Below are 12,051 nucleotides of genomic sequence, written 5' to 3'. Positions count from 1 at the left end.
GTACCGCTGCGCTCCTGGTCCGTGCGCGGCCCCCGATCCCCCACGCCGCGATACTGCGGTACCGACGAGCCTAGGACGGCTTTGCGGTGAAGCGGAGATCATGTCAGTCATTGCTCCGTCGGGCTCGTAGGACTCATACGAAGAATGCGGTCCGAAAAGCGCATCCGGCTGCGGATGCCCCGTCGTGGACATCCGCAGCCGGACAGCGGTGTTACAGGTACTGACCGGTGTTCGCCACCGTGTCGATGGAGCGTCCGGTGTCCGCGCCCTGCTTTCCGGTGACAAGGGTGCGGATGAAGACGATCCGCTCGCCCTTCTTTCCGGAGATCCGGGCCCAGTCGTCCGGGTTGGTGGTGTTGGGCAGGTCCTCGTTCTCCTTGAACTCATCCACACAAGCGGCGAGCAGATGGGAGACGCGGAGTCCCTTCTGGTTGTGGTCGAGGAATGCCTTGATGGCCATCTTCTTGGCCCGGTCCACAATGTTCTGGATCATGGCACCGGAGTTGAAGTCCTTGAAGTAGAGGACTTCCTTGTCACCATTGGCGTAGGTGACCTCCAGGAAGCGGTTCTCCTCGGATTCCGCGTACATCTGCTCGACGACCGACTGGATCATGCCCGCGACGGCGGCCTGCGACGATCCGCCGTGCTCGGCGAGGTCGTCCGCGTGCACCGGGAGGGTGTGCGTCAGGTACTTCGAGAAGATGTCCTTGGCGGCCTCGGCGTCCGGACGCTCGATCTTGATCTTCACATCGAGACGGCCGGGGCGCAGGATCGCGGGGTCGATCATGTCCTCGCGGTTGGAGGCGCCGATCACGATCACGTTCTCCAGGCCCTCGACACCGTCGATCTCCGAGAGCAGCTGCGGAACGATGGTGTTCTCCACGTCCGAGCTGACACCGGAGCCCCGGGTGCGGAAGAGGGAGTCCATCTCGTCGAAGAACACGATGACAGGCGTGCCCTCGCTGGCCTTCTCCCGTGCCCGCTGGAAGACCAGCCGGATGTGCCGCTCGGTCTCACCAACGTACTTGTTGAGCAGCTCGGGGCCCTTGATGTTGAGGAAGAAGCTCTTCCCCGCGGGCTTGCCGGTCACCTCGGCGACCTTCTTGGCAAGGGAGTTGGCGACGGCCTTGGCGATGAGCGTCTTGCCGCAACCGGGCGGGCCGTACAGCAGCACACCCTTGGGCGGCCGCAGTTCGTGCTCCTTGAAGAGGTCGGGGTAGAGATAAGGGAGCTCGACCGCGTCGCGGATCAGCTCGATCTGGTTCCCCAGACCGCCGATCTTCGTGTAGTCGATGTCCGGGACCTCTTCGAGGACGAGCTCCTCGACCTCGCTCTTGGGCACGACCTCGTAGACATAGCCGGACCTGGGCTCGAGCAGCAGGGCGTCACCGGGGCGGATGGTGGTTTCCAGCAGCGGCTCGGCGAGCCGCACCACACGCTCCTCGTCGGTGTGCCCGATCACCAGGGCGCGCTCGCCGTCCTCAAGGACTTCCTTGAGGGTGACGATGTCCCCGGCGCGCTCGAACTCCATGGCCTCGACCACGTTGAGCGCCTCGTTGAGCATGACCTCCTGGCCACGCCTGAGGTCGTCGAGATCGACGCTCGGGCTGACGTTCACCCGGAGCTTGCGGCCCCCGGTGAAGATGTCCGCCGTGCCGTCCTCGTTCGCCTTCAGGAAGGCCCCGAAGCCGGCCGGCGGCTGCGCGAGCCGGTCGACCTCTTCCTTGAGGGCCACGATCTGGTCGCGGGCCTCACGGAGTGTGTTCGCGAGCCGCTCGTTCTGTGCGGAGACTCCCGCCAGATTTGTCTGCAACTCGACGATCCGCTCTTCGAGAATCCTCGTATGCCGCGGAGAGTCGGCGAGCTTGCGGCGCAGGACGGCGATTTCCTGCTCGAGATAGGCAACCTGACCGGCTGGGTCGTCAGACCCCCGCCCCGGCCGGATGCCGCGGTTGATGTCGTCGTCGTGGGCTGCCACGGTCCTCACCTCCTCCAAGGGGAGCTGGACGCTTCCTGACCCTACCTGGGCCGGTGCGGGTTGAAACCCCTAGATCACAAACCCGGTCGGCGTGTGTCCGATCTTCACCCTTGCGCACTCCCTCACGCCAGGTGAATACCCACCCAACAACATCGGAAAGCGAGCGGTTGTATCGTCGAGACGGTCAACACCCGCCAGAGCTGGCGATATTTAGTCAATGTTGAATCACGTATCGAGGGAACGGCAGGCGACGTACCGTGCGGAACGAGGAGCTCGGCGATCTTGAAGTCTGGATTGACCAGGACCTGTGCACGGGCGACGGGATCTGTGCCCAGTACGCCCCCGAGGTCTTCGAACTCGACATCGACGGTCTAGCCTACGTCAAGAGCGCCGACGATGAGCTGCTCCAGGACAAGGGGGCCACGACCCCCGTTCCACTCCAGCTGCTGACCGAGGTGGTGGACTCCGCCCAGGAGTGCCCCGGCGACTGCATCCATGTGCGCCGTGCCGCGGACAAGGTCGAGGTCTACGGCCCCGACGCGGATTGACGGGACGCCCCGTAACCGATCACACACTCCCCGGGACCGGCAGCGCCTTGAGTACGAACTTGCCGTCCCGCCACTGCCAGTTGACCTGGCGTTGCAGATCCGGGCAGCACCGCGGGACCTTCCTCGAGGAGTATCCCAGCAGGGTGGCCGAAACCTTCTTTCCGCGTACCGCGAAATCCCGGATGCTCATGCCCTCCTCGGGATCCACGAACGTGGCCACGATCCGGGGCGCGGCGCCCTTGCCGCCGTTGCCATCGGCGCGTTCCGCGGACGACAGGACATAGACGCCGCTGGGCGGGGTACCGGTCGCCGAATGACAGCGCACCACCGCGACGGTCTCCGGCCGCCCGTCCCCGTCCAGATCCCCCGAGCCCCGGTCCACCACATCCGGCCGGGCCCCGCCACAGTCCATCGGATACCGCGCCGCGCGGGGATCGGGAGCCTTGGCGGCCGCGGTATGCGGCGCGGTGGTGGTGGCCTTGGCGCCCGACGGCTGGAGGACCGATGATCCGGCGACGACGGCGGCGACAGCGGCCGCGGTCGCGAGCCAGTGCACCGGACGGGGATGGGTGTGCGCGAGATCCGGGCCCAGAGGCTGCACGCGGGATGACTCCATGTGAGAGCTGAGGCGAGGGGTGCCCCGCATGGTGCCACATCTCACACGGCGCGGCCACCGTCCCGCGAGGGGAAGTCGGCGGCCGCGCCGGGGCGTTGATGCCGGACGTGGTCCGGCGGGGCCGTCAGGCGCGCCCGGAGGCGGTGTCCTGGCCCTCCTCGGCGGCGCTCTTCGTGCCGCCCGTGGCGGCAGTGTCCTTCCCGGTGGCCTTTCCGGTGGCGCCGTAGCCCGTGTAGTCCTCGCCGTAGGCGCCCTTGGCGGGGCGGCGGCGGCGCAGCGGGGGCTCCACACCGTCCGCGAGGCGGCGGGCGGTGAGCAGGAATCCGGTGTGGCCGATCATCCGGTGGTCGGGGCGTACCGCCAGCCCTTCGACGTGCCAGGTGCGGACCATGGTCTCCCAGGCCGACGGCTCGTTGAAGGTGCCGTGCTCGCGGATGGCCTCGACGGCCCGGGCGAGCTGGGTGGTGGTGGCGACGTAGGCGCACAGGATGCCGCCGGGGACGAGCGCCTTGGAGACGGCCTCCAGGCACTCCCAGGGGGCGAGCATGTCCAGGATGACGCGGTCGACGTCGGTGTCGGACAGATTGTCCTGGAGGTCGCCGACGGTCAGCCGCCAGGCGGGGTGCGGGGAGCCGAAGTAGCGCTCGACGTTCTGGGAGGCGATCTCGGCGAAGTCGGCCCGGCGCTCGTAGGAGTGCAGCATGCCCTGGTCGCCGATGGCCCGCAGCAGGAACGTGGAGAGCGAGCCGGATCCGACGCCCGCCTCGACGACCCGCGCGCCGGGGAAGATGTCGGCCATCGCCAGGATCTGCCCCGCGTCCTTGGGGTAGACCACGGCGGCACCGCGTGGCATGGACAGGACGTAGTCGGGGAGCAGGGGGCGCAGCGCGAGATACGCGACGTTTCCCGTGGTGCGCACGACGGTTCCCTCAGGGGCACCGATCAGCTCGTCATGGGGGAAGGAACCCTTGTGGGTGTGGAAGTTCTTCCCGGCCTCGAGCGTGAAGGTGTAGTGGCGTCCCTTGGGGTCGGTGAGCTGGACCTGGTCCCCGACCTGGAAGGGCCCGCGACGGCGGGCGGCACCGGTCGGTTCGGACATGTGAACAGCCTACCGGGCGCCCGCCCCTGCCCGGGACCGCAGGGCTCCTGCCGGCGCCGGGACGGACGTCCGGGGGAGACGGGTGCCCGGAGGCGGGTAAGCCTCCGGGAGAGGCCGCGAGCGGGCCTCAGGAGGACGTACGGGCCATGGCGGCGACGAAGGCGCGCTCGACGTCGGCCGTGGACAGCACGCCGTAGATCTCGCCGGTCTCCTCCATCACCAGATACTCGGTGGCGGGGGTGGCCCGCAGGGTGTCCAGCAGCTCCTCGCCGGTCAGCTCGGCGGAGACCCGCATCCCGTCCTTGAGGTCCTGGGCCAGACCGCTGACCGCGACCCAGGGACGGCGGTGCTCGGGGACGCCGACGATGGCCGCCTCGCGCACCACGGCGGTCGGAGTGCCGTGCGCGTCCACGACGACCAGGGCGCGGGCCCCTGCCTCGTTGGCCCGGCGCAGCGCCTCCGAGAGCGGGGTGTCGGCCTCGACCGGGACGGCGCGGCGGGTGAGCGTACGGGCGCGCAGATCCGGCAGCCGCTCCCGCAGCCTGGCCATCCGCAGGCTGTTGCCCGCACCGGTCCAGATGATCGCGGCCAGTATGGCGGCGAGCAGCGCGTCGGTGAGCGAGTCCACGCTGCCGAAGTTCTCGGGCTCACCGCCGAGGCCGCCGGCCTGGGTGAGCAGCGGCAGACCGACCAGCACCGCCACGGCCAGCGCCCGGCCGCTCCAGGCGGCGGCGACGGTGCCGGTCATGGGCTTGCCGCTGAGCTTCCAGACCACGGCGCGCAGCATCCGCCCGCCGTCCAGCGGCAGCCCGGGGAGCAGGTTGAAGGCGGCCACGATCAGGTTGGAGATCATCAGGCCCGCGAGCAGCACTCCGGGCACCGTGCCGGGCTCCACCAGCAGCATGCCGAGGTAGAAGACGCCGGAGAGGACCAGGGAGAGCAGCGGACCGACGAAGGCGAGGACGAACTCCCGGCCGGGGGTCTCGGACTCCTTCTCGATCTCCGAGACACCGCCGAAGAACTGGAGCTGGATCCGGCGCACGGGCAGCTTGAAGCGGAGCGCGGCCACCGTGTGCGCCAGTTCGTGCACCAGCACGGAGGCGTAGAAGGCCACGGCGAAGAAGAGCGAGACCAGATAGCGTGCGGCACCGAGCTCGGGCAGGACACGCTCGAGCTGTTCACCGAAGACCCAGGTGATCAGGGCGGCGACCAGGAACCAGCTGGGCGATACGTAAACGGGTACGCCGAAGGGCCGGCCCATCAGGATGCCGCCGCCCGACTCGCGTGGGCGCTGCGGTTTACCGGCCTCCGGCTCGGTCGTGCGGTCCGATCCCCCGCTGTCGGACTGCGGCTGCCCGCTGTTGTCCACGGTGTCCCCTCGTCGGATGCGTCGGTCGCACCCAGTTTTGATACGGTCCCCACGATCATGCAGTGCCAGGGGCTCGGACGTCGATGGTATGCGTCCGGCTGTCGGTGGCGGGCCGTAGGGTCTTCGCCATGGGAACCACCACCGGGAAGGCCGAACAGACGGACGGACCACCGCAGTCCGACCGCTCCGCGTCGCTGTCGCCGTCACGGGCGTCCGACTTCATGCGGTGCCCTTTGCTGTACCGCTTCCGGGTGATCGACAAACTGCCGGAGAAGCCGAGTGCGGCAGCGACCCGGGGCACGGTGGTGCACGCCGTGCTGGAGAGGCTCTTCGACGCGCCGGCGGCCGAGCGCACCGCCCCGCGCGCCCGCGCGATGGTGCCGGGTGAGTGGGAGCGGCTGCTCGCGGACCGGCCGGAGCTGGCGGAGCTGTTCCGTGACGACGGTGGCGGCGACGGAGACGGGGATGGCGACGGCGGCGGTGAGGGCGGCGCGAGCGGGCCGGCCCCGGAGCGGCTGGCCGAGTGGCTGGCGGGGGCGGAGCGGCTGGTGGAGCGCTGGTTCTCGCTGGAGGACCCGGCACGACTGGAGCCCGCCGAGCGCGAGCTGTTCGTGGAGACCGAGCTGGAGTCCGGGCTGACCCTGCGCGGGATCATCGACCGCGTGGACATCGCCCCCACCGGCGAGATCCGGATCGTCGACTACAAGACCGGCAAGGCCCCTGCCCCGCAGTACTCGGCGGAGGCGCTGTTCCAGATGAAGTTCTACGCCCTGGTGCTGTGGCGGCTGCGCGGCAGGGTGCCGCGCCGTCTCCAGCTGGTCTACCTGGGCAGCGGCGATGTGCTGAGCTACGACCCGGAGGAGGGCGATCTGCGGGCGGTGGAGCGCAAGCTGCTGGCCCTGTGGGAGGCGATCCGGCGGGCCACCGAGTCCGGCATCTTCCTGCCCCGGCAGACCAAGCTGTGCGGCTGGTGCGACCATCAGGCCCATTGTCCGGAATTCGGCGGTACTCCCCCGCCCTATCCACTGCCGATCATCCCCATTCCATCCGCCGAGACGGCTTCGGGATAATGGGTCCGGTCGAGCGAAGGAGATCCCGTGGCGATCCGTGTCCTACTGGTTGATGACCAGCCGCTGCTGCGCACCGGTTTCCGGATGATCCTCGAGGCGGAGCAGGAGCTCGCGGTCGTCGGCGAGGCGGGGGACGGTCTGCAAGCTCTGGACCAGGTACGCGCCCTGCAACCCGATGTGGTGCTCATGGACATCCGGATGCCCCGGATGGACGGCGTGGAGGCGACCCGTCAGATCACCGGCCCCGGACGGGACGGCCCGGCCAAGGTGCTGGTGCTGACCACCTTCGACCTGGACGAGTACGTGGTGGAGGCACTCCGCGCGGGGGCCAGCGGCTTTCTGCTCAAGGACGCGCCCGCCACCGAGCTGGTGCAGGCGATCCGGGTGGTGGCGGCGGGTGAGGCGATGCTCGCGCCGAGCATCACCCGACGGCTGCTGGACAAGTACGCCGGGCATCTGCCCTCCGGCGAGGAACCGGTGCCGGACACCCTGCACACCCTCACCGAGCGCGAGGTCGAGGTGCTGAAGCTGGTGGCCCGGGGGCTGTCCAACGCGGAGATCGCCGCGGATCTGTTCGTCAGCGAGACCACGGTGAAGACCCATGTCGGCCATGTGCTGACCAAGCTGGGTCTGCGGGACAGGGTCCAGGCGGCCGTCTACGCCTACGAGAGCGGACTGGTCCGCCCCGGCGCGCAGTAGCCGCCGGGTGCGGATGCGTCAACTGGCCGGTGCCGCCGGGGCCTTCGGCACAGCACAGCCGGCACTCCTCGGCGCTCCGCCCCGGCACCCTGCGGGCGCCGGGGCGGACGACCCGGTCGTCAGTCCTGGGGCGACTTGCTGATCTCCCAGAAGCGGAAGACGGTGGACGAGTCGAGCGTCCACTGAAGCCCGGAGATGGTGTTCTGGGCCACCGCGTACTGCTTGCCCTGCCACAGCGGGAGCATGGGCACATCGTCGGCGACGATGTCCTGGATCCGCTGGTAGTCGCCGACCGTGGCCGAGCGGCTGGGCTGCTCGGCGGTGGCCGGTATCAGCTGACCGGTGAGCAGCGCCGAGGTGTAGTGGTTGGCCAGGACGTTGTCGTCACCGAAGAACGGCGCGACGAAGTTGTCCGGATCCGGGTAGTCCGGCACCCAGCCCTTGACATACACGGCGTACTTCCCGTCCGCGACGCCCTTCTCGTAGGCCGCGACGTCGGTGCTCTTCACATCGACGTCGAACAGCCCGCTGGCGTTGAGCTGCTTGGCGATCGCGCGCAGCCCGGGGACGGTGCCGGGGCCGTAGCGGATCGGGGTGCCCCACAGGGTCAGCTTGACCTTCCCGGAGATCCCCGCCTCCCGCAGGGCCTGCTTGGCCTTGGCAGGCTGCGGCCGGTCGCCGTACTTGTCGTAGAAGGCCGTGTTGTGGCCGGTGATTCCGGCCGGGACGACCGAGTACAGCGGTTCGGCGGTGCGCTTGTAGACGTCGCGTACCAGGGTGCTGCGGTCGACGAGGTAGGCGATGGCCTTGCGCACCCCGCGCTTGCCCGCCACCGGGTCCTTCATGTTGAAGATCAGGTGCTGGACCTCGGCGCCGGTGCCCTCGACCACGTCCAGGCTCTTGCCGCCGACGCTGCGCGCCTGGAGGTCTGCGAGGTCCTTCATGGCCAGTCCGCGGTAGGCGAGGTCCACATCGCCGTGCTCCACGGCGCTCTTGAGCTCCTCCTGCTTTCCGTGGAACAGCTTCAGAGTCAGCCCGGTGTTCTTGGCCTCGGCGGGACCCTTGTAGCCGTCGTTGACCTCGAAGTCGGCCTTGGTCTTGTCGTACGACTTCAGGGTGTAGACACCGGAGCCGACCGCCTGGTTGTCGGTGCGCAGCTTGTCGGCCGGGTATTCCTGGTGGTCGACGATGGAGCCGGCGCCGGAGGCGATCTTCTGCGGGAAGGTGGCGTCCGCCTGCTTCAGGTTGAACACTACGGTCCGCTTGTCCGGGGTCTTGATCGACCCGATGGAGGCGAACATCAGCGCCGGACCGTCTTCGTCGTTGATCCGCAGGGTGCGCTCGAAGGAGAACTTGACGTCCTCGGCGGTCAGCGGGTGACCGTTGGAGAACGTCAGGTCGTTCCTGAGCGTGCAGGTGTAGACCCGGCTGGCGTTGTCCTTGAAGCTGCACGTCTCCGCGGCCTCCGGCTGCGGGGTGGTGCTGCCCTTGGGGAAGCTCAGCAGTGACTGGAACACGTTGTTGAACAGCAGCCAGGAGCCGGGGTCGTAGCCGGACGCCGGGTCGGTGGCGAGCACCTCGTCCGACATCCCCATGACCACGTGCTTGCCGCCTTCGGCAGCGTCACCGTCCTCGCTTCCGCAGCCGGTCAGCAGGGCGGCGGCCAGCCCCGCCCCGAGGGGGGCTGCCAGCCACTGGTCACGTTTCCTCACGGGTTGGTTCCTCACAGTTTCGTCGTGTTCTCACTCGGCCCCCGTCTGTTGGGGTCAGCCCCCGGCGCCGCGCCCGAGCTCCCAGAGCTGGAGCGTGGTCGAGGAGTCGTATGCGTACTCGGCGCCGGTGATGTTCTCCCGGGCGGCCACATACGTGTTCCCCTGCCACAGCGGCAGGTAGGGGACATCGTCGGCGACGGCGTTCTGGATGGACTGGAAGTCCTTGGAGGCCAGGGCGCGCTGCGCTTCCTGCCGCGTCTTGGGGATCAGCTCGTCCTGGATCACGCTGTTGCGGTAGGGCGAGTTGAGGAAGTTGTCCTTGGTCAGGAAGGGGGCGATGTAGTTGTCCGGGTCCGGGAAGTCCGGCAGCCAGCCCATGCCGTAGACGGGGTACTCGCGCTTGATGAGCTTGGGGCGGAACTCCGCCCACCGCACGCCCTTGATCTTGATGGAGAACAGACCGCTGTCGTTGAGCTGCCGCTTCAGCTCCTTGAACTCCTGCGCGGTCTCCGGACCGTAGTGGTCGGTGGTGTACGTCATCGTCAGCTTCACCGGGGTGTGGATCCCGGCCTGGCGCAGCACCCGGCGGGCGGCGGCGGGGTCGGGGTCGCCGTACTCGTTGTGGAAGGAGTTGGTGTGCGTGGTGACGTTGGACGGGATCAGCGAGTAGAGGGGCACGCCGGTGCGCTTGTACACATCGCGCACCAGGGCCTGCCGGTCGACGAGGTGGGCCATCGCCTGGCGGATCGCCTTGTTCTTCACCGACCGGTCGGCGGTGTTGAAGCCCAGGTAGCGGATGCCCTGGCCGGATGCCTCGAAGAGCCGGACGCCTTTGACCTTCCCGCGGTTCAGCCGGTCGATCTGGTCGGGCGAGAAGCCGCGGTGGACCACATCGACATCGCCCTTGACCAGCGCCCGCTCCAGCTCCGCCGAGGTCTTGTAGAAACGCATCTCGACCGTGTCGGCCTTGGGCTCGACATCGCCCTTGTAGTGCGGGTTCTTGGTGAAGTTGACCTTGGTCAGCCGGTTGTCGCGCACCTCGGTCTTGGCCTGGTATGGGCCAGAGCCCACCATCTCGAAGCCCTTGTGGAGCCGGTCCGGCTCATAGACCTCGCTGTCGAGGATGGCCGCGGCCGGGGTGGTCAGCTTGGAGGGGAAGGTGGCGTCCGGGGAGGCGAGGTGGATGACCACCTCACGGTCGCTGGGGGTCTCGACCTTGTCCACGTTGGAGAGCAGGGAGACCGGACCGTTGGGGTTGTTGATGCGCAGGATGCGCTCGAGGGAGAACTTGACGTCCTCGGAGGTGAGCGCGTGGCCGTTGGAGAACTTCAGTCCGCTGCGCAGGGTGCAGCGGTACTGCTCGCTCTGCCGGTCCTGGAAGCCGCACTTCTCGGCGGCGTCGGGGATGGGTTCGGTGCCCGAGCGGGGCAGCCGCATCAGCGTCTGGAAGGTGTTGTGCAGGACGCTCCAGGAGGCGAAGTCATAGGCGAGGTCCGGATCCAGGGGCGCGGGGGCCTCCTTGGTGGCCTCGATCCCGTCCGTACTGCCCAGGACGAGCGCGTCACCGTCCGACCCCGAGCCGTCGGTACCGCCGCACGCGGTGAGCGCTGACATCAGTAGGCCCGCCACGGCCGGCAGCACCAGCGACTTGCGCTTCATTGTCGGGAGTCTCCCTGCGATCGATCAATCACTCGCGACGAGATTAGTCCGCGGCACCAGCCATGCTGAGACACAACGAAGTTGAGGCGATATCACGCCCCGATAACGAGCAACGATGGACCGATATGCGGACGCGGTCGCGTTTCGTACGGCGTGTCACCAATCCGGACACAAGGGCGTGCGCAAACCGCACCAGACGGGGCGCGCAGCATAGACCCACCCCCCGTGTCGACGGCAAGTTCAGTGATAAACATCACGTTCGTTATGTCGCCATCCACGACGGGAAAGACCCGCGCGTTATTCAATCTGCAATGGACAGAAATACGCTCAGTATGCGATCAGTGCATTCCCGTGACCAGGGCCTGAAGAAAAGGGAGATCGACTTCTTCGAGCGATCCGACGACCGTACGGCCCGTCGCGGGTTCGATCGGCACCACGGACGGAACAGCCACCACGTGGCAGCCCGCGGCCTCGGCCGCCCGCACCCCGGTCGAGGTGTCCTCGACGACGACACAGCGGGACGGGTGGGCGGCCAGTTCGGCGGCGGCGAAGAGATACGGGTCGGGGTGCGGCTTGGTCCGTGCGATCTCGTCGCCCGCGACCGTCAGGGAGAAATGCTCGGGTCCCAGCGAGCGCAGCACCCGGTCCATCACCCTCCGGTGCGAGGCGGATACCAGGGCGGTCGGGACGCTGTGTGCGGCCAGCTCGGTGAGCAGCCTGCGCGCTCCGGGCAGCATCGGCACGGTGCCGTCGATCAGCTCGGTGAAGCGGCTGTTCAGCAGGCCGGTGAGCTCCGCAAGCGCGATATCGGCGCCGGTGGCCTGGATCAGAAAGGAGGCACTGCGGGTCATCGGACCGCCGACGACGACCGCGCGGTACTCCTCGGCCAGTGCGTGGCCGAGCTCGGCGAAGATCGAGACCTCTGCGTCCCACCAGATGCCCTCGGTGTCGACCAGGGTGCCGTCCATGTCGAGCAGAACGGCTTGCAGAGCGGATCCTTCGGCCGTACGGGTAGTGACGACGGGGATGCTGCTGGTCATCCAAACACCTCCGGATGAGGGGCATGAAGGCCGGTCTCCTCCCGTGAACGGAAGGCGACCGGCCTCTACCGGATCGACCAGTTTACGACGTGCCGCCGCGCGGCGCCTCATGGCCGCTCGCGGGCGGTCCCGTGGCCGTCACCGTGCGTTGAAGTACTTGGCCTCGGGGTGGTGAATGACGATGGCGTCCGTGGACTGCTCGGGGTGCAGCTGGAACTCCTCGGAGAGCTTCACACCGATGCGCTCCGGCTGGAGGAGTTC

General features: G+C 68.3%; 11 protein-coding genes. 3 read left to right on the top strand and 8 right to left on the bottom strand.

What is annotated here, in order from left to right:
* Positions 1-211: 211 nt before the first annotated feature.
* The gene (arc, locus tag JK363_RS35575; RefSeq protein ID WP_201881762.1) at positions 212-1,978 is read right to left on the bottom strand and encodes a proteasome ATPase; all 1,767 of its coding nucleotides are present in this window, start codon (positions 1,976-1,978) and stop codon (positions 212-214) included.
* A 257-nt stretch (positions 1,979-2,235) separates the two neighbouring features.
* On the opposite strand from arc, the gene JK363_RS35570 reads away from it, so the two are divergent.
* Positions 2,236-2,526, top strand: coding sequence for a ferredoxin (locus tag JK363_RS35570; RefSeq protein WP_201881755.1), 291 nt, complete (start codon positions 2,236-2,238; stop codon positions 2,524-2,526).
* A 19-nt stretch (positions 2,527-2,545) separates the two neighbouring features.
* Here JK363_RS35570 and JK363_RS35565 read toward each other — a convergent pair whose 3' ends face one another.
* From JK363_RS35565 to JK363_RS35555, 3 genes are all read right to left on the bottom strand, one after another.
* Complete coding sequence (locus tag JK363_RS35565) at positions 2,546-3,142, bottom strand: hypothetical protein (RefSeq protein WP_201881753.1); 597 nt, start codon at positions 3,140-3,142, stop codon at positions 2,546-2,548.
* A gap of 124 nt (positions 3,143-3,266) precedes the next feature.
* Positions 3,267-4,241, bottom strand: a complete 975-nt coding sequence (locus tag JK363_RS35560; protein WP_201881751.1) for a tRNA (adenine-N1)-methyltransferase — start codon at positions 4,239-4,241, stop codon at positions 3,267-3,269.
* A gap of 127 nt (positions 4,242-4,368) precedes the next feature.
* Entirely contained in the window at positions 4,369-5,610 is a 1,242-nt protein-coding gene (locus JK363_RS35555; RefSeq protein WP_201881749.1) for a site-2 protease family protein, read from the bottom strand.
* Positions 5,611-5,693: 83 nt separating this feature from the next.
* Between JK363_RS35555 and JK363_RS35550 the strand changes: the two genes are divergently transcribed.
* Both JK363_RS35550 and JK363_RS35545 read left to right on the top strand, forming a co-directional pair.
* Positions 5,694-6,680 (top strand): RecB family exonuclease, encoded by a 987-nt coding sequence (locus JK363_RS35550; RefSeq protein ID WP_201881747.1) that lies wholly within the window; start codon positions 5,694-5,696, stop codon positions 6,678-6,680.
* Positions 6,681-6,707: 27 nt separating this feature from the next.
* Entirely contained in the window at positions 6,708-7,379 is a 672-nt protein-coding gene (locus JK363_RS35545) for a response regulator (RefSeq protein ID WP_201881745.1), read from the top strand.
* A 119-nt stretch (positions 7,380-7,498) separates the two neighbouring features.
* Here JK363_RS35545 and JK363_RS35540 read toward each other — a convergent pair whose 3' ends face one another.
* The 4 genes from JK363_RS35540 to JK363_RS44845 all read right to left on the bottom strand — a co-directional run.
* Positions 7,499-9,091 (bottom strand): ABC transporter substrate-binding protein, encoded by a 1,593-nt coding sequence (locus tag JK363_RS35540; RefSeq protein WP_201881743.1) that lies wholly within the window; start codon positions 9,089-9,091, stop codon positions 7,499-7,501.
* 54 nt (positions 9,092-9,145) lie between these two features.
* Positions 9,146-10,750 (bottom strand): ABC transporter substrate-binding protein, encoded by a 1,605-nt coding sequence (locus JK363_RS35535; RefSeq protein ID WP_201881741.1) that lies wholly within the window; start codon positions 10,748-10,750, stop codon positions 9,146-9,148.
* A 338-nt stretch (positions 10,751-11,088) separates the two neighbouring features.
* The gene (locus tag JK363_RS35530) at positions 11,089-11,790 is read right to left on the bottom strand and encodes an HAD family hydrolase (protein ID WP_201881739.1); all 702 of its coding nucleotides are present in this window, start codon (positions 11,788-11,790) and stop codon (positions 11,089-11,091) included.
* Positions 11,791-11,928: 138 nt separating this feature from the next.
* Positions 11,929-12,051, bottom strand: a 123-nt coding sequence (locus tag JK363_RS44845) for a vitamin B12 dependent-methionine synthase activation domain-containing protein (RefSeq protein WP_201881738.1), incomplete at its 5' end; no start/stop codon positions are given.

The sequence above is a fragment of the Streptomyces coffeae genome (assembly GCF_016741875.1).
Taxonomy (GTDB): Bacteria; Actinomycetota; Actinomycetes; order Streptomycetales; family Streptomycetaceae; genus Streptomyces; species Streptomyces coffeae.
This window is presented reverse-complemented; position numbering and strand designations above follow the sequence as displayed.

Bases quoted from the DNA above. Each gene is read 5' to 3' on its own strand.
- JK363_RS35550 (WP_201881747.1), top strand. From the start codon at position 5,694: ATGGTATGCGTCCGGCTGTCGGTGGCGGGCCGTAGGGTCTTCGCCATG.
- JK363_RS35530 (WP_201881739.1), bottom strand. From the start codon at position 11,790: ATGACCAGCAGCATCCCCGTCGTCACTACCCGTACGGCCGAAGGATCC.
- JK363_RS35560 (WP_201881751.1), bottom strand. From the start codon at position 4,241: ATGTCCGAACCGACCGGTGCCGCCCGCCGTCGCGGGCCCTTCCAGGTC.
- JK363_RS35535 (WP_201881741.1), bottom strand. From the start codon at position 10,750: ATGAAGCGCAAGTCGCTGGTGCTGCCGGCCGTGGCGGGCCTACTGATG.
- JK363_RS35565 (WP_201881753.1), bottom strand. From the start codon at position 3,142: ATGGAGTCATCCCGCGTGCAGCCTCTGGGCCCGGATCTCGCGCACACC.